Origin of the sequence: Ruegeria sp. HKCCD7559 (assembly GCF_013110575.1) — a bacterium.
Taxonomy (GTDB): domain Bacteria; phylum Pseudomonadota; class Alphaproteobacteria; order Rhodobacterales; family Rhodobacteraceae; genus Ruegeria.
In genome coordinates this window covers 1,606,657-1,626,304 of record NZ_WVQU01000001.1, presented here as the reverse complement: position 1 = coordinate 1,626,304, position 19,648 = coordinate 1,606,657, and the positions used below count along the sequence as shown (strand labels likewise).

At 59.8% G+C, this 19,648-nt stretch carries 16 protein-coding genes; 3 read left to right on the top strand and 13 right to left on the bottom strand.

Annotated elements, in window-relative coordinates; all coding sequences use genetic code 11:
* Positions 1-15 precede the first annotated feature (15 nt).
* Entirely contained in the window at positions 16-1,068 is a 1,053-nt protein-coding gene (gene mnmH, locus GS605_RS08085) for a tRNA 2-selenouridine(34) synthase MnmH (RefSeq protein ID WP_171723600.1), read from the top strand.
* Here mnmH and selD read toward each other — a convergent pair.
* From selD to GS605_RS08050, 7 genes are read right to left on the bottom strand one after another with little or no spacing between them, the layout of a single operon-like run.
* Positions 1,059-3,218: a selenide, water dikinase SelD gene (gene selD / locus GS605_RS08080; RefSeq protein ID WP_171723599.1), complete on the bottom strand. Its 2,160-nt coding sequence runs from the start codon at positions 3,216-3,218 to the stop codon at positions 1,059-1,061. The two genes, mnmH and selD, sit on opposite strands and share 10 nt — an antisense overlap.
* Before the next feature lie 5 nt (positions 3,219-3,223).
* The gene (locus GS605_RS08075; RefSeq protein WP_171633669.1) at positions 3,224-3,610 is read right to left on the bottom strand and encodes a Na+/H+ antiporter subunit G; all 387 of its coding nucleotides are present in this window, start codon (positions 3,608-3,610) and stop codon (positions 3,224-3,226) included.
* Between the two features lie 7 nt (positions 3,611-3,617).
* Positions 3,618-3,887 (bottom strand): K+/H+ antiporter subunit F, encoded by a 270-nt coding sequence (locus GS605_RS08070; RefSeq protein WP_152457439.1) that lies wholly within the window; start codon positions 3,885-3,887, stop codon positions 3,618-3,620.
* The gene (locus tag GS605_RS08065; protein ID WP_171633666.1) at positions 3,884-4,381 is read right to left on the bottom strand and encodes a Na+/H+ antiporter subunit E; all 498 of its coding nucleotides are present in this window, start codon (positions 4,379-4,381) and stop codon (positions 3,884-3,886) included. Before GS605_RS08065 ends, GS605_RS08070 begins: the two co-directional genes overlap by 4 nt.
* Positions 4,381-5,925, bottom strand: a complete 1,545-nt coding sequence (locus tag GS605_RS08060; protein WP_171723598.1) for a monovalent cation/H+ antiporter subunit D — start codon at positions 5,923-5,925, stop codon at positions 4,381-4,383. Before GS605_RS08060 ends, GS605_RS08065 begins: the two co-directional genes overlap by 1 nt.
* Positions 5,922-6,281, bottom strand: a complete 360-nt coding sequence (locus GS605_RS08055) for a Na+/H+ antiporter subunit C (RefSeq protein ID WP_171633661.1) — start codon at positions 6,279-6,281, stop codon at positions 5,922-5,924. Before GS605_RS08055 ends, GS605_RS08060 begins: the two co-directional genes overlap by 4 nt.
* A complete protein-coding gene (locus tag GS605_RS08050) occupies positions 6,281-9,151 on the bottom strand; it encodes a monovalent cation/H+ antiporter subunit A (protein ID WP_171723597.1) in 2,871 nt (956 codons plus the stop codon). Before GS605_RS08050 ends, GS605_RS08055 begins: the two co-directional genes overlap by 1 nt.
* A 256-nt stretch (positions 9,152-9,407) precedes the next feature.
* Here GS605_RS08050 and GS605_RS08045 point away from each other — a divergent pair, with 256 nt between their 5' ends.
* A complete protein-coding gene (locus GS605_RS08045) occupies positions 9,408-9,848 on the top strand; it encodes a rhodanese-like domain-containing protein (RefSeq protein WP_171723661.1) in 441 nt (146 codons plus the stop codon).
* Positions 9,845-10,669, top strand: coding sequence for a PHB depolymerase family esterase (locus GS605_RS08040; RefSeq protein WP_171723596.1), 825 nt, complete (start codon positions 9,845-9,847; stop codon positions 10,667-10,669). The genes GS605_RS08045 and GS605_RS08040 overlap by 4 nt, the downstream gene beginning before the upstream one ends.
* Here the strand turns inward: GS605_RS08040 and mdoH are convergent, their stop codons facing one another.
* The 6 genes from mdoH to GS605_RS08010 form a co-directional block, all read right to left on the bottom strand.
* Positions 10,670-12,541 (bottom strand): glucans biosynthesis glucosyltransferase MdoH, encoded by a 1,872-nt coding sequence (gene mdoH / locus GS605_RS08035; protein ID WP_171723595.1) that lies wholly within the window; start codon positions 12,539-12,541, stop codon positions 10,670-10,672.
* Positions 12,538-14,037, bottom strand: a complete 1,500-nt coding sequence (locus GS605_RS08030) for a glucan biosynthesis protein (RefSeq protein ID WP_171723594.1) — start codon at positions 14,035-14,037, stop codon at positions 12,538-12,540. The genes mdoH and GS605_RS08030 overlap by 4 nt, the downstream gene beginning before the upstream one ends.
* On the bottom strand, positions 14,034-15,251 hold the full coding sequence (locus tag GS605_RS08025; protein WP_171723593.1) for an OpgC family protein: 1,218 nt from the start codon (positions 15,249-15,251) through the stop codon (positions 14,034-14,036). Before GS605_RS08025 ends, GS605_RS08030 begins: the two co-directional genes overlap by 4 nt.
* A 28-nt stretch (positions 15,252-15,279) precedes the next feature.
* Positions 15,280-16,650, bottom strand: a complete 1,371-nt coding sequence (locus GS605_RS08020) for a tetratricopeptide repeat protein (RefSeq protein ID WP_171723592.1) — start codon at positions 16,648-16,650, stop codon at positions 15,280-15,282.
* A gap of 179 nt (positions 16,651-16,829) precedes the next feature.
* A complete protein-coding gene (locus GS605_RS08015) occupies positions 16,830-18,014 on the bottom strand; it encodes a CaiB/BaiF CoA-transferase family protein (protein ID WP_171723591.1) in 1,185 nt (394 codons plus the stop codon).
* On the bottom strand, positions 18,001-19,620 hold the full coding sequence (locus tag GS605_RS08010) for a thiamine pyrophosphate-binding protein (protein ID WP_171723590.1): 1,620 nt from the start codon (positions 19,618-19,620) through the stop codon (positions 18,001-18,003). The genes GS605_RS08015 and GS605_RS08010 overlap by 14 nt, the downstream gene beginning before the upstream one ends.
* Positions 19,621-19,648: the final 28 nt, after the last annotated feature.

The window sequence follows — 19,648 nt, the reverse complement described above, 5'->3', positions numbered from 1 at the left end:
AGCTAGACCTTCGGCATGGCCCTGACCTTTTCTGATCTGACACAGCTTTATGCGCATGGTTTTGACACGGTCATCGATGTGCGCAGCCCGGCAGAGTTCGCTGAAGATCATCTGCCAGGCGCGATCAACCTGCCGGTTCTGAACAACGAGGAACGCGCCCGTGTCGGGAGCATGTATGTACAGGAGAGCCCGTTTCTGGCGCGTAAACTCGGGGCCGCTCTGGTGTTCCGCAATGCGGCCAACCACATCGAGCAACATCTAAGCCACCACGAAGGAAGCTGGCGCCCTCTGGTCTATTGCTGGCGCGGCGGACAGCGTTCCGGGTCGTTCACATGGATGCTGCAACAAATCGGCTGGCGCGCGGATGTAATCGAGGGCGGCTATCGCACCTACCGCAGGCTGGTGAATGCGTATTTGTACGATGATCCGTTGCCGCATCGGTTGGTGGCGCTGGATGGCTATACCGGAACGGCCAAGACAGAATTGCTGGCACGTTTGCAGTCACGCGGAGTGCAGGTTCTTGACCTCGAAGCACTGGCCAATCACCGGGGTTCCCTGCTGGGGGAAAGACCGGGCGGCCAGCCCAGCCAGAAAGCTTTTGAATCGGCCCTGGCAGGGGCGCTTTGTGCGATGGATACGGCGCGCCCGGTCGTCATCGAAGCGGAATCGTCCAAGATCGGCAGCCTGATATTGCCGCCCAGCCTGTGGAACGCTTTGTGTTCAGCCCCACGGGTGAACATCACGGCTCCGCTCGAGGCGCGCGCCGCCTATCTCGTTCAGGCCTACGACGACATCCTGTCTGACGGCGACCGTTTGCGGGACCGGTTGTCGCCGCTGCGCTTTCATCGCGGGCACGAGGTCGTGGATGGTTGGATGCAGCTGATCGAAGCAGGTCAAAAACAGGTGCTGACCCAGGCCCTGATGGAGCAGCATTACGACCCGGCATACGCAAAGGCGCGGCGATCCCGTTCCGTCAAGGTTCTGGCCGATATTGAGATCGCCCTTTTGAACGATGCCGGCCTGAGCGAGGCGGCCACCCGGATCGAAACCCTGCTGGATCAGTCCTGAAGGCGCAGTCCCGGTGCATCGGTGAGCTCGCCGATTGCCATGGCCGGATATCCGGCGTTCCTGAGGTCTTCCAGGACGGTATCGGCATCCTTTGCCGCCACTGCGGCCAGCAGGCCGCCTGCTGTCTGCGGGTCGAATATCAGGGCGGCTTTGCCCTCGGCGGGCAGGGCAGGTGCTATTGCCCGGTTGTCTGCAAAAAGGGTTGATCGAACACCCCGGTCCGTCAGTTCCTGCGCGCCATCCATCAACTCCACGGCATCCAGATCCATCGTGGCCCCGCATCCGGAAGCGTCGCAGATACCTTGCAGATGTCCGGCCAGACCAAACCCGGTCACGTCGGTCATCGCATGGGCCCCGGCCAATATGCGGGCCGCCTTTCCCTGCGGCTGCGCCATGTGCCGGTAGGCTGCGGCGACCCAGGCACCATTGGCCTGGCCTGCCATCTCGGCCGCCATAAGAACGCCGCTTCCTATGGGTTTGGTCAGGATTAGACAGTCGCCCGGTTGCCCGCCGGCCAGTGTTATCGGGTCGCCGTCGCACAGGCCGGTCAGTGTGAATCCGATTGTCATCTCGTCACTCATGGAACTGTGCCCGCCCACGATATCGGCACCGGCGTCCCGCATGACGTCTCCTGCGATCGACATGATTTCCGACATGGTACGGCGTTGCAGGGCAGCAGACATGCGCGGAAGGATGATCGTTGCCGTGGCCGCCTGAGGTGCGGCCCCCATGGCCCACACATCCCCCAGGGCATGTACAGCGGCGATGCGCGCCATAAGTGCGGGATCATTGGTAAAAGCCCGCAGGTGATCTGATGTCATGACCTGCCGAACCCCGCCCGTCTGAAGCAGAGCCGCGTCGTCGCCGAGCAGGGGGATGATATCCGGGCGAACGGGATCGGGCTGCGATTTCAGCGCCACCTGCAATGCTCCGCGCCCGACCTTGGCACCGCATCCGCCACACATCGGTTTTTCGCCCAGCGCTTCGACAAGCCCGGCGGCATGTGCGCGCGGCAGCGCAGGGGGTTTCATCTGCGGCAGGTCCCGGAACTTGTTCATGAAAGTCTGGTCGATGTGGTTTTTCCATTTCCACATCATCGCTCCGCTGTGGGACAACCCCAACCGCTCGCCCAGCGCTGACTTGCCGCCCAGCGAAATCAGCTTCAGGTAATCTTTCTGCGGGATGTACTTGCGCATTCGTCCAGCCCCCAGCGCCGCGCGCAGATTGTCGAACAGAACCGGTGCTTCGCGCACTGCATAAACACCGGCTTTGGGTCTGGGATTGTCCGTCAGATAGGCGCAATCACCGGCGGCAAAAACCACGGGATCGCTGGATTGCAGGTAGCTGTTTACCCGGATGAAGCCATCCTCAAGGTCCAGCCCGGTCTTTTCGATCCAGCCATAGGGGCGGGCTCCGGCCGCACCTGTCACGAAACCGGCCGGGATCTTGCGCCCATCCTGCAAAGCGACGTGATCCGAAGCGATCCGGCTGATCGCGGCGTTTTCGATCACCTCTACACCAAGATCCTGCATCGCACGGCGGATCGTCTCTGCCGCTTTGGGTTTGGTGGCCGTCAAGGCAATGGCATTGTCGATCAGCGTAACCTGCGCTGACCGACCCTTGGCCCTGAGCGCATGAGCCATCGCCATGACCAGTTCAACCCCGGCGATTCCACCGCCGATCACGACGACCGAGGCAGGGCCGTTGCCCGCCAGATAAGCAGCCCATTCTGCCGCGAATGGTCCAAGTGGTTTGGCCGGTACAGCATGTTCCGCAAAGCCGGGCATTGCGGGCATGTCCGAAGTGATCCCAACATTGATCGATGCCACATCGAAACCCACCGGAGGACGCCCGGGAACATGGATTTCCTGACGTTCGGTATCGATTCCATCGACCGCGCCCAGAATGACGCGTGCGCCTGCGAAGCGGGCCAGTCTGACCAGATCGATGTCCAGCCGCCACCGGTCATAATGCCCGGCGACATAGCCTGGCAGCATTCCGGAATACGGGGCCGTCGGGCCGGGGTTTATCACGGTCACACGCGCCCCGGGCAACGGGTCCATCCCCCATTTGCGCAGCAGCAGCGCGTGGGTGTGGCCTCCGCCAACAAGAACCAGATCGCGGGTCAGGGGCAGCGGAGGAATATGCATCGGTTTCAATTCGCGCTATGATCCGGAACGTCTTCGACCTGCTCGACGGCGTGGGTGGCCCAAAGTTCATCCTCGCCGGCATCCGGCAGGTCTTCGGGTTTTTCATGCCGGTGTATGTGCCATTTTGCAATGAACAGGGCCGTGATCGGAGCGGTCAGGAACAGGAACAGAGTGATCAGCAGCTCGTGCAGGGACAGCTTTCCTTCCAGAAGAACAGAATGCACGATCGAAGCCAGAAGCACGCCGCCCACCCCCAAGGTCGTTGCCTTGGTCGGGGCGTGCAGGCGGGACATTGGGTCATTCAGCTTGATCATGCCAAAAGACCCGACAAAGCCGAAGATACCCGAGACGATCAGGAAAAAGGCGATCAGCAGTTCCACGATGAATGTCATCCCGCCCTCATTCGATAATGTTGCCGCGCAACATGAAGCGCGCATAGGCCACGGTGGAAACAAAACCGAGCATGGCAATGATCATGGCGGCCTCGAAAAAGATCTCGGTCCCCTGATCCAACCCATATAGGATCATCAGGGCGATTGTGTTGATTACCATAGTGTCCAAGGCCAGAACCCGGGTGCCGACCCCGTCAGCGGTGATGATACGCCACAGACACATCATGATCGCCGCACCGAAACAGGCAAATGCAAAATAAATCGCGTAGTCGATCATTCGAAAATCTCCTTCAGGCGACGTTCATAGCGCTGTTTGATCTGGTCCCGCACGGCCTCGGGGTCGGGGGCATCAAGACAGTGCACCAGCAGATTATGCCCCTGAGCTGACAAATCACAACTGACGGTGCCCGGAGTCATCGTGATGGTGCCCGCAAGAACCGTGATCGCTTCGGGTGTGCGCAGCTCAAGCGGGACACAGACCCAGTTGGGCTGGCGGTTGTCATTGCGTTTGAACAGGATGATCCGGGCCACCGTCACGTTCGCAACCACGATATCCCAAAGCACCACCAGCATGTATTCCACAACCATTGGCCAGTTGCGAAGTTTGGGACGATCCGGCCAGTAGGGTTGTGTGACGAATGGAATGATGATCCCGAGGATCAGGCCAAAGATCAAAGAATTCAGCGAAGGCTTGTTCGCCAGCAGAATCCAGACAAGCGTCAGCAAAATCGTCAGGTGAGGGTGCGGGAAAATTCGGCGCAGCAGTTTCATCACTCTTCCCTTCCCAAGACGGCAGAGATGTAGTTTTCAGGGGTAAACAACTGCTCTGCGGTTTTGCTCGTGTACTCCAGGGCCGGACCCGCGAACAGGGTCAGCAGGATCAGACCTGCCACGGCCCCGAACACAGCCGTAAAAGCAACGCCGGGTTGCGGTTCGGGGGCGGCGGCGGCAGACGCGTTTTCGCCTTCGGCGGTTTCATCGGTTGTGACAACCTCAGCGTCGTAGCTTTTCCAGAAGATCAGCGTCCCGGCACGGGCCAGCCCGACGATGGTGACGAATGATCCAATCAGGATAACGGCCCAGACCGAGGTGGCATCGGATGCATCGCGCGAAGCGTCCAGAACCAAAAGCTTGCCAACAAAGCCGGACAACGGCGGCATTCCAGCCATCGCGATGGCGCCGACAAAGAACAGGGCGGCAATCAACCCGTTTTGCGGCATCGGCGGCTTGGGGGCTATGGCCCCTCCCTGCCGTTCCATGATCAGGTCAGCAATGAGGAACAGCAACGCGGTCGCAAGTGTCGAATGGAACACGTAATAAAGGGCGGCTGCCGTCGCGCCGGGCGTGAACTGTGAAATCGCGATCAGCAAAGTACCCATGGACGCGATGGCGCAAAAGGCAACCATGCGGGCAATATGCTGCGATCCCAAAATGCCGACGGCGCCGACAGCAAGCGTCAGCAGCGCCGCGGGTTGCAACCAATCGCCAACCAGACCCTGCGTGACTTCGACGTCGGGACCGAAGGCCAGAGTGTACATTCGCAGGATCGAATAGGCTCCTACCTTGGTCATGATTGCAAACAGGGCCGCAACCGGCAGCGGGGCGTTGGCATAGCTGGCGGGCAGCCAGAAGTGCAGCGGCAGAACGGCAGCCTTGATGCAGAAGACCAGCAGCAACAACACCGCACCAACCCGCAACAATGCGGTATCTTCGGCTGGGATCTCCGCAACGCGCACGGCGATGTCCGCCATGTTCAGCGTTCCGGTCACGCCATAGATCGTGCCAAGGGCAAACAGAAAGAGGGTCGACCCCAACAGGTTATACGCCACATACTGCACACCCGCTTTCAACCGTACCGCGCCACCGCCATGGGTCATAAGGCCGTAAGACGCGATCAGCAGCACCTCGAAGAACACGAAAAGGTTGAAGGCGTCGCCGGTCAGGAAGGCGCCACAGACGCCCATGAGCTGGAAATGAAACAGCGCGTGGAAATGCTTGCCCCGGTCATCCCAGCCCGAGGCGATGGCATAAAGCACGATCGGCAGGGCCAGCAGGGCGGTCAGCAGAACCATCATTGCGGACATGCGATCCAGCACCATAACGATGCCAAAGGGGGCGGGCCAGTCGCCAAGCTCGTACACCTGAATGTCCCCGCCCGAGGCCTGAGCCGTGATTGTCAGCGCAATCCCAAGCAAAGCCACGACACCCGCGACCGAGAAGATACGTTGCAAGTCCAGATGGTATCGCAGGACCATGATGATGAAAGGGGCCAGAATCGCGGGCAGGACGATCGGCGCAACGATCCAGTGGTTCATGCGTCATCTCCCGGCGCGTCAACACTGTCCTGGGCGGTCATGTCGATATGGTCATTCTTGGCGGACAGGTATGCGCTGAGCGAGATCATCACGATCACGGCGGTCATCCCGAACGAGATCACGATGGCCGTCAGGACCAACGCCTGTGGAAGTGGGTCGGTATAGGGCACGTCCTTGTACTTGTTCAGAACCGCAGGCGCGTTCAGCGCCAGTCGTCCGGTCGCGAACAGGAAAACGTTCACCGCGTATGTGATCAGAGACAGGCCCAGAATGACCGGAAACGTCCGGCGGCGCAGGATCAGGAAGATCCCGGCAGCGGTCATGATACCGACGGCAGAGGCTACGAGCGCTTCCATCAGGCCTGCTCCTTCTCTTGTTGCTCTTCCGGTGGGTTGTCTCGCAGGGGATTGATATCCATCGGGAATTCCTGTGCCATCCCCGGTTGCCACGCAAAGCGGGACAGGCTGTCCAATGCCAGCATGACCGCACCCAGAACTGCCAGGAATACGCCTGTATCAAACAGCATGGCGGTGGCCCATTCGAATTCCTCAAGCGGAGGCCAGTTGATGTAGCCGAAATCGCTGGTCAGGAAGGGGCGTTCGTTGAACCACGCGCCCAACCCGGTTGCCGCAGCGATCAGAACACCCCAGCCGATGGTGCCGTGGTAATAGAACCTCTGCCGCTCGATGGCCCAGGTATAACCGCTGGCCATGTATTGCATCAGATAAGCGATGGCGACGATCAGGCCGGCAATAAAGCCTCCGCCGGGCTGGTTGTGCCCGCGGAAAAAGATATACGCCCCGACCATCAGTGCGATCGGCATCATGACGCGGGTGACCACAACCATCATCAGCGGATGCGAATCCCCGGATTGCGGCCAATGCGGTTTGCGGTTCAGCAGGTAACTGCGGACATTTGTACCGAGAACGGATTCCGTCAGCGCAAAGATGATCAGCGCGGCGATGCCCAGAACGATGATCTCGCCAAAGGTATCAAAACCCCGGAAGTCGACGAGGATCACATTGACCACATTGGTGCCGCCGCCGCCTTTGTAGGAATTGGCCAGATGGAACTCTGAAATCGTCGGGAACGCGAAATCGCGCATCATCATCGCGTAGATCAACGCACCGGTGCCAAGGCCCGCGACCACGGAAATCGCCGCGTCCCGCCAGCGCCGCGCCGCTGAACTGTCCCAGGGCGTTTCGGTCGGCAGGAAGTTCAGCGACAGCAACAAAAGGATCATTGTCACCACCTCGACCGAGATTTGCGTCAAGGCAAGGTCCGGGGCCGAGAGATAGTTGAAGGCAATCGAAACGATCAGGCCGACGACACCGATCAATACCAGTGACAAAAGACGATTCCGGTGGAACCACATAATGCCCAGCGTCGCACCCACAAGGCAGATCCAGCCAATGATCGGAATGATCTGAGCCGGCAGCGGAACGCGGGTTTCAATGCCGATGGTTCCGGTCGAATACGCGTAATAGCCCAGGCCAACGGTAAAGGCGACAAAGATGATCGCATAGCGGCTGAGGACCCCGTTGTGCATCTCATCGGTGATCCAGCGGCTCAGCCGGGTCAGCGCTTCTATGATTGCTTCAAAGATCTGCTTGGCTTCGGGGCGGGGCAGGGCGTTCCAGATCCGCTCACCTCGTCTGTGCAACGCCAGTAGGAATAGACCGCCCAGCGTGGCCACGACCGACATGTAAAGCGCCGGTGTGAAGCCATGCCAGAGTTTCAGCGAGTAATACGGAAGCTTCTCGCCGCCGATCACCGCGCTGGACACTACTGCGACCAATGGGCCGACAATGGTCGCGGAATAAAGGCCGATCAGAATGACAAGTACGACCAGGAAAGCGGGCGCAATCCACAACCCTACGGGCGGATCATGCGGATGTGCCGGATAATCTTCCCGCTGAGGTCCAAGAAAGACGTGGCTGACGAAGCGGAAGGAATACGCGGCCGAGAACAACGCAGCCAACAGCGCCAGCCCCGGCACCAGGTAATGAGAGTGCATCCATGTGGTGTGCACGGTTTCCTCAAGCATCATTTCTTTGGACAGGAAACCGTTCAGAGGCGGCAGCCCGGCCATCGAGAGGGCGGCAATCGTGCCGATTGTGAAGGTGATCGGCATCAGGTGGCGCAAGCCACCCAGTCTTTTGATATCGCGCGTGCCGGTTTCGTGATCCACGATCCCGGCGGTCATGAACAAGGCGGCTTTGAACGTTGCATGGTTGATGATGTGAAACACGGCAGCGACGGCTGCAATCTTTGTGCCAAAGCCCAGCAGCATGGTGATGAGGCCCAAATGCGAAACGGTCGAAAACGCCAGCAGCGCCTTAAGGTCGTCCTTGAACAACGCGATAGACGCGCCAATCAGCATGGTGACCAGCCCCGTCGTGGCGACGATATAGAACCACGCATCCGTGCCTGCCAGAACCGGCCACATCCGTGCCATCAGGAACAGGCCCGCTTTCACCATGGTGGCAGAGTGCAGATAGGCTGAAACCGGTGTCGGCGCGGCCATGGCGTGCGGCAGCCAGAAATGAAACGGGAACTGCGCCGACTTGGTAAAACAGCCCAGCAGGATCAGGATCAGCGCAGGCATGTAGTAGGGTGAGGCCTGGATCAGTTCTTTGTTCTGCAAAATGACGCTGAGATCGTAAGACCCCACGATATTGCCGAGGATCAGCATCCCGGCGATCATCGCCAAGCCGCCAGAGCCGGTGACGGCCAAGGCCATGCGCGCGCCCTGCCGACCTTCGGGAAGGTGCTTCCAATAGCCGATCAGCAGGAATGAGCTGAGCGATGTAAGCTCCCAGAAAACAATCAAAAGCAGGATATTGTCGGACAGGACAATACCAACCATCGCCCCCTGAAACAGCAGCAGGTAGGTATAGAACTGCCCCATCGGATCTTCGCGCGACAGGTAGAACCGTGCGTAGAGAATGATGAGCAATCCAATGACGAGGATCAGCAACGCGAACAAAAATCCCAGGCCGTCCAGCATGAAGTTCGCGTTCAGCCCCAGCCCCGGTATCCAGTCGAACCGGGCGGTCACGACGTCTCCGCGCATCACCGCAGGGACATGGATCAACAGTCCCATCAGGGCCAGGAATGTGGTTAACCCGGCGGCGGAGGCGGCTGCGTTCCGACCTGCCCGGATCAGCAGGGCAGGAAAAACAGCGCCGAGGAAGGGAAGGGCCGCGATAAGGAATAGGGACAAGTGCGATACTCCGGTCTGGGCGGTCAGTGTGAAGCCAATTTTGTAAGGATATTTTCCCGACTGTCCAGATATTGTAACTTTTTTACAGAGTCCTATTGGCCCCATCAGAAACTCTGCAAGGATTCGAAAAAATGACGTGATCTTGATGCGGGCCGGGTTTTTCAACGCCCCCGTTTCAGACCATCTGTGATAGAACACTTGTCAGCGAACAGGAGGCTGAAGCTTGGCCGAGAAAGTGAACCGAGCGCGAAGATGGATGTTGATCGGCGCATGCGCGGCGATTGCAGGCGGGTTTGCGATCAGGGAATACCGTTTGATCCCCGAAGACCACGACGGCGGCCGGATAACGGTTGCCGAGGCCCATGAGCAGGCCTCGAAGGGAAACGTTCTGTTGATCGATATCCGCACGCCGCGTGAATGGCGCGCATCGGGCATAGGCGAAGGTGCCGTGCCGCTGGACATGCGGCGCGAGGATTTTGTCAAAGCACTGACGGAATTGGCTGGCGGCGATCCGGCGACCCCGGTGGCCTTGATTTGCGCGCGCGGCGTTCGCTCGGCACGCCTGAGCAACCGCCTGATCGAAGCTGGATTCACCAATGTGATCGACGTGCCCGAGGGTATGTTGGGTTCGGCCGCAGGGCCGGGATGGGTTCGGGCCGGATTGCCGGTGCGCAAATATGATGAGGATGCAGGATGATCCGGGAATTCAGTCTGGCGTTGGCCTTGGCAGTGACCGGGCAGACCGCTTTCGCGGGGTGTGCCGGTCAAGAGGATACCTGTGAGACACCCATGGGTGCCTATCACATCGAACTGCCCGACGCGGACAATGCGCCCATGGTGGTGTTCCTGCATGGGTATGGCGGCAGCGGGTCGGGCACGATGCGCAATCGCGGGATGGTCGAACCGCTGTTGGAGCGCGGCTATGCGGTGATGGCCCCTGAGGGGTTGGAAAGGCCCGACCGGGGCGGCACCAAAAGCTGGAATTTCTATCCCGGTTTTGGTGAGCGGGACGAAGCCGCCTTTCTGACCGAAGCGGTGCAAGACGCGGCACGGCGGTTTGGCATCGACACTGACCGTGTCCTGCTGGGCGGGTTTTCCGCCGGAGCTTTCATGGTCAACTATCTGGCCTGCGAGAGCCCCGATACGTTCTCGGCCTATGTCCCGGTGTCCGGTGGTTTCTGGCGCCCGCACCCCGAAACCTGCAAAGGTCCGATCCGTATGTTCCACACGCATGGCTGGACCGACAATGTGGTGCCGCTGGAAGGGCGCTTGCTGGGCGGAGGACGCTTTCAGCAGGGTGATATCTATGCGGGTCTCGAAATCTGGCGCGATGCGAACGGTTGTGTCGATCACAAACCGACCGGGTTCAGCGCGACGGGTGATTTCATGCGCCGCCGCTGGACCACCTGTGCCGAAGGCAGTGCGCTGGAATTTGCTCTGTTCCCCGGAGGGCACACCGTTCCCGCGGGCTGGGCCGACATGATAATCGATTGGTACGAAGGGCTTCCCGGCAGTTGATCACTCGGCCGGGGTCATGTTGCCTTTGCCTTCGACCAGTCGCTTCAGTTCATCGCGATATCGGCGCGCTGACCGGGTAATGGCGGGTTCGCTGAAGTCTTCCCGCATTCCGACCATCTTGCGCGCGGCACCTGCCGAGACACCGCTGAGCGCGGACAACGGGATAGCCAGCGCAAGGCTGATGGCGATCGGGGCCAGCCAGACCGACACCAGACCGGACAGGATACCGACGCTCAGCGCCACTCCGCTTACGGTTTCCAGCGCATGGCACAGGATCAGCGTTCGCAGACCATAGGTGCCACCGTCGCGGGCCTGAGGCGACCAGCCGCGCTGAATGCCAAAAGCCGTACGGAACACAGCGATCATCTGTTGCACCATCAGGATCGGAGCGTAAAGGATCGACAACAGAACCTCGGCCAGGAAAGAGGCAAGGAATTTGCGCCCGCCACCGAAATCCGCGTAGCGTACACCGCTCAACGGCAGGGCCAGAACGCCCAGAACCTTGGGGGCCAACAGCATCGCGTACATGACCAGAATGATCAGCACGTGACGGGTTTCCGACATCTCGGGCCATTGTGGGAACAGAGGATTGTCGGGGCTGAAATAATGCAGGACAGAGGCATCCTGACCCTGACCGATCAGCGCCCACATCAACAATAGTGCAAACCACAACGGGGACATCAGATAGCCGACCGCGCCGTGGAACATGTGGAATCGCGATACGGCACGGAATCCGGAAGAACCCAGCAATTTCAGGTGTTGCAAGTTACCCTGACACCAGCGGCGGTCCCGCATGGCGTGATCGATGAGGGTCGGCGGTGTTTCTTCATATGACCCGCGAATACGCGGCAGAAATCGCACGGCCCATCCGGCGCGGCGCAGCAGGCCGGCCTCGACGAAATCGTGGCTCATGATCAGCTTGTCCTGACCGCTGAACGAACGCAGCTTGGGCAGGCCGGCGCTGGTGGCAAAGGCCTTGGTGCGGATAATCGCGTTATGGCCCCAATAGTTGCCTTCTTGCCCGCACCAACGGGCCAGACCTTCGGCAAAGGCGATGCCATAGACACCATTTGCAAATTGCTGCATCCGGGCAAAGACTGACTGTGCGCCTATCAACTGCGGATAGCTTTGAATCAAGCCCGCACCCGGATCGCATGCCAGTGCATCAGTCAGGCGATGGATTGCGCGCCCGGTCATCAGGCTGTCAGCATCCAGCACCAGCATGGCATCCCAATCCGCGCCCCAACGGCTGACCCAATCGGCGATGTTGCCAACTTTGCGGTCGGTATTCTGTTCGCGGCGGCGATAATACAGCTCAAGCCCGGGTGCCAGGGTGGTGCGCAGTGCTTCGACGCTGGCCTGTTCCTGCGCCGCAATCTCGGGATCGCGCGTGTCCGACAGAATGAACATGGCATAGTGGTGTTTACCGCCGCGCGCCTGAAGATCCTCCAGCATGGTGCGGGCATTGCCCAACACGTTCCAGGGGACTTCATTGTAGACCGGGGTCAGCAGGGCCACCCGCAGGGGTTGCGCCGCGGTCCGACGCTCAGGCCGTTCCTGTTTCGCCAGCGACACCATGCCCAGCAAAACAGTGCAGACGGTGAAGGAAATCCAGAAGAAGTTGAACGAAATCAAGGTCAAAAGGATGGCTTCGACCACGTTGATGCCTTCCGCGCCGAACCAGTCGCTCATGACCCACAGCAAGGCCAGAGTGGCGGCCATCGCGGGCGAAAAAGCCAGCGCGCGCCAGAAACCGGCAGCGGATTTGTGCTGACCGGAAGGCGCATCGGCATCCCGGAACCGTGCGCTGAAGTTCTGCGCAGGCATCGCCAGAGGGGCCTCGGGCGGCATGATATGCAGATCGCGGCTCATGTGGTCCAACGGTACAGCCAGACCTCTGAGGCAGGCTGTTTGTCTTTCAACAATTGTGCGCGCAACTCGACATGGTTGCGTTCGCCGGGCTGGAATGAAAACGCCAGCCGTGGACCGCCGGTATCCGGGTTGCGCTGCAAGACGCCTTCCGAAGTTTCCGCATGTGGCGAATCCACAAAGACCGTGATTGCGCCCAGGTCCTCGAACAGTTCGCTGTCTTCAAAATCGATGATGGCCAGCCGGCCTTCGCCAAAGGTGTTCTCGCCCATCGCGGTGTTGATCACGCGCGGCATCGGTGTGCGCTGGGGTTCTTCCCCCCAGATCAGGCGATAGGACAGATCAACCTGACTGCCTGCCGCATAGGGTTCAGCGGGCCTCCAATAGGCGACGATGTTGTCATAGATTTCCTGATCTGCCGGGATCTCGACCAGCGTGACCGAGCCTTTGCCCCAGTCTTCTTGGGGCTCGACCCACAGGCCCGGGCGCTTGTGGTAATTGGCCTCGAGATCGGCGTAGTCCGAAAACTCTCGTTTGCGCTGCATCAGACCAAACCCGCGTGGGTTTGTATCGACGAAGGATGAGACCTGCAATCGGGTCGGATTGGCCAACGGACGCCACAGGACCTCGCCCGCGCCATTGCGGATCATCAACCCGTCGCTGTCGTGCACAGCAGGGCGGAAATCGTCGAACCGGCTGTGGTTGGTCTGGTCGAACAGGAACATCGAAGTTCCCGGAGCGATCCCTACATGGGGCAGGTCTTCGCGCGGGAACAGCGTTGCCTCGACATCCATAATGCAATCCGCGCCCGCCGTGACGTTGAAACGATAGGCGCCGGTCACGCTGGGGCTGTCCAACAATGCATGCACGACCATGTTGCGTTGGCCCGGTTCGGGACGTTCCAGCCAGAAACGGATGAATTCGGGAAATTCCTCGCCATCCGGATCGCCGGTTTTCAACGCCAGACCCCGCGCCGACAGTCCGTAAACCTCGTGCAGGCCAATGGCGCGGAAATAGCTGGCCCCCTGCCAGACGCAGAATTCATCTGTCTTGCCGGGGCGGTGCATTTCAGTGCGCAGGCGCAGGCCCGAGAAGCCCAGCGTGTCATCGATCGGCAGTTGCGGCACGTCTTCGGACTTGTCGAACATTTCCAGATCGAAGGCGACCGGCTTGGTCATGCCGTTCTCGACCGTTTCCACCTTGACGGTGCGCGGGAAATAAAGGCCGGGGGTGAAGAAATCCACGTTGAAGGGCGTCTCGGTTTCATACCACAGCGCCCGGTCAAGCCGGAACCGGATGGAACGGTACTGCTGATAGGTCAGATCCTGCCATTCCTGCGGTACCATCTCGCGTTCCACATAGGGGCGGCTGGCCAGATCGCGGGCCACCTCGATTACATAGTCGCGGTCAAAAGGCGTCTCACCGCTCGTCGCATAAGCGGATGGAGCGAAGGCCAAAGCAGTCGTCGAGACGAGGAATGCGCGACGGGTAAAATTCATTTCTTCGACTTCCAGGGTTGTGACTTGAACCAAGCTGCCAGATAGGCAACGCCGATGATCATCGCAAACCCAATAATGTTGGCGACAAAGACAGTGGCGACATCCCGCCCAGCCTGATCCAGCGCGACACCGATCAGCCGTGCCGCAGCCATGGAAAACACAAATACGGCAAGGGATTGCTGGCCGACCTTGGTGACGACGGCCAGCAGGAATTGCCAGATACGTGCGCCCACACCATGACCCGTCGCGATCAGGCGGTGGCCTTGTTCGCCCGCTGCAACCCATCCCAGATAGGCCAGCGACAGAAAGTGGACATATCGAAGAAGGCCGAACTCGGTTTTGCCACGCAGCTCTTCGGTCAGGGGCCAGCCCTTGCGGATCACTGCGCCAAGCTCGGGTGCAGCCGTGTTGATCCAGGTGAAGACTTTCCATGACCCGAACGGGGCTGACAACACGACAAAGGCAATCGCCACCCAGATCAAGGATTTCGACACGGGCGGGGCCGGAATCCAACCGCGCATGAAGGCGAAGCCGGTGAAAAACAGCAATTGCCATCCGAAGGGGTTGAAGAACCACTGGCGCTGGGACCAGGGTTCAGCGGGAAGGGCAAGCGCGCCGGTTTGCGCGACGAACCAGATGGCCACGCAAACTGCCGCCATCAGCCAGAAACTGACTCGATAGAGCGCCATGTAAAGCGGCATAAGCGCCAGTACGACCAGATACATCGGCAGGATATCGAAGTAGTTCGGCACATAGGTCAGTGTGAAAATCCCGACCATTTGCGGGGCCGGGTCATTGAAGAAATGCTGAAGGTTCAACGACGAGACATAGGTTTTCTCGAACGCGCCGGTCTGATCCAACGCGGCCATTGTCATTGCAACAAAGAAGAACAGGGCAATATGCGCCCAATAGACCTGCCAGATGCGGTAGGCCACTCGGGCGGTGCCCATCCACCATCCCTTGCGCAGAAATGCCCCGCCAAACGCAATGGCCGAGGCCATGCCCGAGCAGAACACAAAAATCTCGGTAGCGTCCGAGTACCCAAAGCGGGCAGGAATCCACTTTGCCCAGGGGTCGTTGGGAATATGGGCGATCAGGATGATGAACATCGCGATGCCGCGATAGAAATCCAGACGCGGATCACGCGCACTGGCGGGGGCTGCGGCCGGGGCCGCAGCGGGTACAAAATCAGAAGCGGGCGATATGGTCGCCATACGTTTTCTGTCCTTCTTGGTCTTCTTGTTATTCGGCGGGGACGCTTTGGACGTCACCGCTGTCGCGGGCCGCGTCGATCAGAGCGCGACGCGCGATGGCATAATTGTCTTCGCCCCCGGCGCGCTTGGCGCGACGGTCATCCAGAATGCGTTCCACCGCGTCCAGGCGACCTGCGCGCAGGCCGGAATCAATGGTAATGCGTTCAAATACATCACGTTGCGCGTGGCTGCCACCGGCCAGTTGCATGGAATCGCGCGCCGCGAGCAGATGATCAAAGGCGGTTCCATAGTGGCCGTCGCCAAAGGCCTCCAGGCCCATGGCCGCAGCGATACCGGGGTCTGCCATGCGGCGGGTGGTGTCGTCGTCGGCGCGGGCCGCATCCTTGTTCATGCGGTTTAGCATCTTGGCCGTGGCATCAGCGCGATTGTCACCGGTAAGCGCCAGCAGATAATGCAGATCCGCAAAGATCAGGCAGCCGTCTTCCGTTCGTGCGGCACTCAGATCAGCCAGCTCTTCCCAGCGATTTCCGACATTTACCCCCTCAAGTTCAAGCCGCATCAACAGCGAAGTGCCGTTTGAAATGTCACGATAATCGTCGGTTTTGTCCTTGCGGATATGGTTGTCATACAGTTCGATCACCTGATCGACCTGACCCAGATCCAGATGCATCAGTGCCTTGTGCCACCACACGTGGTAACGGAAGTTGTTGCAGTGGGCCCAGGCCGCCTCGCGACCGGCCAGCCAGTCAAGGCCCAGCTGCGCATTGCCCGTCATTTCGTGGACATGGGCCACCGCGTGCAGGCCCCAGGCATCATCGGACACCATCCACAGCGCCTGACGGCCCGCGATTTCGGCCTTTTCGTAAGCGCCTGTTTCTTCCAGTGCGAAGGAATGACAGCCCAGCAGATAGCCGCGCCCCGGATGATCGGGTTCATAAGCGGGCAACACCCGCTCGATCGAGCGGCGCATTCCGCCCGCATCACCCAGAACGAAGCGGGTTGCGTGGCTTAGTTTCATCGCCAGAGTGTCCTGCGGATGGTCACGCAGGATTGTTTCGAATGTCTGAACCGCCTGCGCCTGTTGGCCGGCCAGATACAGGGCCAGCGACTCCACATACAGACGTTCGCGCTCAGTTACGGGCTGACGTTCCATCGCCGCATTGGCGGCAGCCAGCGCTTCGACGGCAACCGCCATCATCTCTCGCCGTCCAAGCAGCGCCATGAACAGACCTTTGATCGCATGACCCAGCGCGAAGTCGGGCTCGAGTTCAAGCACTTTGCCCAAATGCTGAGGCGTGACAGCGGCATGAGCCATGAACCCAAGCAGAACACCATTCCACGCTTCGACGGCCGCCGGCTGGGTCAGGGTGTTCATCTGTCCGAAAACGTCTTGTTTCATGCTTGGGTCCAATCTGATTGCGATATTTGACACTGTTCGATGTAACAGAGTGTGCAAGAGCGGCGTAACAGTATCGACGCTGCTCTCGAATTGGTGAAATGACGTGTGCGAAAAAGGCGAAAAAAACCGCCGATTCAAGGGCATGTTTCAGCGACTTGCCGCCTAATTGTGCAAGTATTTCAATCCTCGAACGGGTTTTTTGCGCTCAGAACGGCCGCGGTATCGGCTCCACAGACCGGTGGAGCGTTTCGATATGTTACAGGCGTGCGAGACAGGTTCAGAGGATTCCCGATCAGGTTGACCTGACCCGGCTGGGCCTGCATGGTAATCTGCATTCGTCTTGCGGCCACCTGTTCCGTGTTGAACACCTGATCCAGCGTCTGAACCGGGCCGACGGGCACTTTGACAGCTTCGAGGCCGGAAATGACGGTCTGGGTGTCCAGCGCCTTCACTGCGGGGCGAAGGATGGAATTCAGTGCATCACGATGTTCCAGACGGGCCGGGTTGGTCGCGAATCTCGGATCGCCTGCCAGTTCAGGAGCATTGATGAAGTCGCAGAGCTTTCTGAACTGGCCGTCATTTCCAACCGCGAGAATCACGTGCCCATCAGCGGTTTCGTAGACGTCATAGGGGACGATATTCGGGTGCCCGTTGCCGCGTCTTTGCGGAACATCGCCTGACGTCAGATAGTTGACGCCTTCATTGATCAGCCAGGCAATCTGAGAATCCACCAGCGCCAGATCGATCTGTTGGCCTTCGCCGGTCAGGTCGCGGTGGCGCAGCGCGGCCAGGATTCCAACAGTCGCATACATCCCGCACATCACGTCGGCGATGCCAACACCCACTTTCATGGGGGCGCCCTCGGGGTCTCCGGTCAGCGACATGATCCCGCCATAGCCTTGCGCCATCAGGTCATAGCCGGGCTTGCTGGCATTCGGGCCGGTTTGACCGTAGCCCGAGATTGAACAGTACACGAGGCTTGGAAACTCTTGCGACAGGGTGGCGTAGTCCAGCCCATACTTGGCCAAGCCGCCCGGTTTGAAGTTCTCGATCAGAATGTCCGCATGTGACGCCAACCGTCTGATTTCCGCCTGACCCTCGGTCGAGGAGATATTCAGCGCGACGGATTTCTTGTTGCGGTTGGCCGACATGAAATAGGCGCTCAGGTCCGAGCGGTTGCCCTCGGCATCGCTCACGTAGGGCGGCCCCCATTGCCTCGTGTCATCGCCCCCGGTTGCCGGGTTTTCGATCTTGATGACGCTTGCACCCAGATCGCCCAGCAGTTGCGTGCAGGTGGGGCCTGCCAGAATCCGGCTAAGGTCCAGAACCTTGACACCCTTCAACGGGCCTTCAGATGCGGCCATCATAGCCTCCACGCTCAACTTCTGCAGCAATCACCGTAAATGTCTCAGCCTTTACAGCAGCTTCCAGTGCGGTGCGCAACTCTGTCCTGTTATGAACCGTATGGCCATTGCCGCCAAAGGCCCGGCCCATGGCGGCAAAGTCATGATGGCCGAAATCGACGCCCGTGTTGCCCATCTGCCGCTGGCGCTGTTTCAATTCGATCAGGGCAAGGCTGGCATCCACGAAGACCAGAAAGATCGGGTTGCCGCCCATTTCAGCCGCTGTCGACAACTCGCCCGCAACCATAAGGAACCCGGCATCGCCCGAGAAGCTGATCACCGGGCGGTCCGGTTCGGCCAGTTTCAGGCCAATGGCCATCGGAACAGCGCAGCCCATGGTGCAGAGCGCCGAGGATTGGATCAACCCGCGTTCTTCGTTGCACGCCCACATCTGGCTCAGCAGAATGCGATGCGCGCCACTGTCGGCCGTGGCCAACGTTTCAGGCGGCAGGACGGCACGGGTTTCGGCAATGACGGCAGCGGGGCCCCAGTTTTCATCGGTGGCGAAGGCCTTTGCCAGCGCGGCTTTGACCTGCGCGGGTTCGTTGCCCGGCCATGTTTCATGGGCCGGGTTGCCTTTGGCAATTGCCTCCAATGTCTCGCCCGTGTCGGCGACAAGATTCAATCCAGCCTGATGCATGTAGTGGTCGTTGACCACGGCAGAGATATCGATGACGCGCTTTTCTTCCGGATCCCAGATCTCACGCCAGCCGGGGCGCATTTCGATCGGGTCATATCCCAGACACAATACCAGATCCGATTGTTCGATCAGAGGCACAAGATGCTTGTCAGCCAGCGGCGACAGCCCCGCGCCACCCAGACACAGTGGGTGATCCTCGGGCACGACGCCTTTGGCCTTGTAGGTCGTCACGAAAGGAATACCAAAGTGTTCCAGGAACGCCTGTACCACACTGCGCGAGTCGTCATAAAGGACATCCAGGCCGATGATGGCAATGGGGCGTTCGGCCTCGGCCACCCAGCGGCGGGCCTTTTCCAGGCATTCGCCACCGGGGCTGACCGGCGCAACCTTGGCCAGCCGGCGGCATTTCACGCCGGTAACAGGCGTGTCGGCAACCGAGATCGGGACATCGATATGAACCGGGCCCGGTCGTGGCTGCATGGCCAATGACACCGCCTTGTCGGCTATGATATCTGCGCCTTTGGCTGTCAGTGTAAAAGTGCCTTTGGTGATCGAGCGATAAACCCGGCTGTGATCCATGACCTGATGGGTATAGGTCAACGCTTCGTCCGCATCGACGCATCCGGTCAGAACGACCATCGGCACACGATCCTGCAAAGCGTTCGCTACCACATTGATCCCGTTCATTGCGCCCGGACCCAGAGTGGCCACCAGAATCGCAGGTGCACCGTCGCGATGATGAACGGCCTCGGCCATGAACCCGGCAGAGTTTTCGTGCTTGGTCAGATGAAAGGTGATCCCAGCCTTTTCCAGCGCATCGACCAGCGTCAGAACCTCGCCCCCCGGCATCCCAAATGCGTGTCGGCACCCCGCTTCATATAAGCGTTGGGCCAGAATATCCGCAGCGCGGGGCGAGGGGTCTTGCATCAGTCATGCTCCGATAGAACCGTTTCAA

What these genes read in the sequence shown, in the direction of transcription:
- GS605_RS08025 (WP_171723593.1), bottom strand. Translation starts at nt 15,251, where the DNA reads ATGGCGACCATATCGCCCGCTTCTGATTTTGTACCCGCTGCGGCCCCG.
- GS605_RS08065 (WP_171633666.1), bottom strand. Translation starts at nt 4,381, where the DNA reads ATGAAACTGCTGCGCCGAATTTTCCCGCACCCTCACCTGACGATTTTG.
- selD (WP_171723599.1), bottom strand. Translation starts at nt 3,218, where the DNA reads ATGCATATTCCTCCGCTGCCCCTGACCCGCGATCTGGTTCTTGTTGGC.
- GS605_RS08045 (WP_171723661.1), top strand. Translation starts at nt 9,408, where the DNA reads ATGTTGATCGGCGCATGCGCGGCGATTGCAGGCGGGTTTGCGATCAGG.
- GS605_RS08055 (WP_171633661.1), bottom strand. Translation starts at nt 6,281, where the DNA reads ATGGAAGCGCTCGTAGCCTCTGCCGTCGGTATCATGACCGCTGCCGGG.
- GS605_RS08015 (WP_171723591.1), bottom strand. Translation starts at nt 18,014, where the DNA reads ATGGCCGCATCTGAAGGCCCGTTGAAGGGTGTCAAGGTTCTGGACCTT.
- GS605_RS08020 (WP_171723592.1), bottom strand. Translation starts at nt 16,650, where the DNA reads ATGAAACAAGACGTTTTCGGACAGATGAACACCCTGACCCAGCCGGCG.
- mdoH (WP_171723595.1), bottom strand. Translation starts at nt 12,541, where the DNA reads ATGAGCCGCGATCTGCATATCATGCCGCCCGAGGCCCCTCTGGCGATG.
- GS605_RS08060 (WP_171723598.1), bottom strand. Translation starts at nt 5,925, where the DNA reads ATGAACCACTGGATCGTTGCGCCGATCGTCCTGCCCGCGATTCTGGCC.
- GS605_RS08030 (WP_171723594.1), bottom strand. Translation starts at nt 14,037, where the DNA reads ATGAATTTTACCCGTCGCGCATTCCTCGTCTCGACGACTGCTTTGGCC.
- mnmH (WP_171723600.1), top strand. Translation starts at nt 16, where the DNA reads ATGGCCCTGACCTTTTCTGATCTGACACAGCTTTATGCGCATGGTTTT.
- GS605_RS08070 (WP_152457439.1), bottom strand. Translation starts at nt 3,887, where the DNA reads ATGATCGACTACGCGATTTATTTTGCATTTGCCTGTTTCGGTGCGGCG.
- GS605_RS08040 (WP_171723596.1), top strand. Translation starts at nt 9,845, where the DNA reads ATGATCCGGGAATTCAGTCTGGCGTTGGCCTTGGCAGTGACCGGGCAG.
- GS605_RS08075 (WP_171633669.1), bottom strand. Translation starts at nt 3,610, where the DNA reads ATGACATTCATCGTGGAACTGCTGATCGCCTTTTTCCTGATCGTCTCG.
- GS605_RS08010 (WP_171723590.1), bottom strand. Translation starts at nt 19,620, where the DNA reads ATGCAAGACCCCTCGCCCCGCGCTGCGGATATTCTGGCCCAACGCTTA.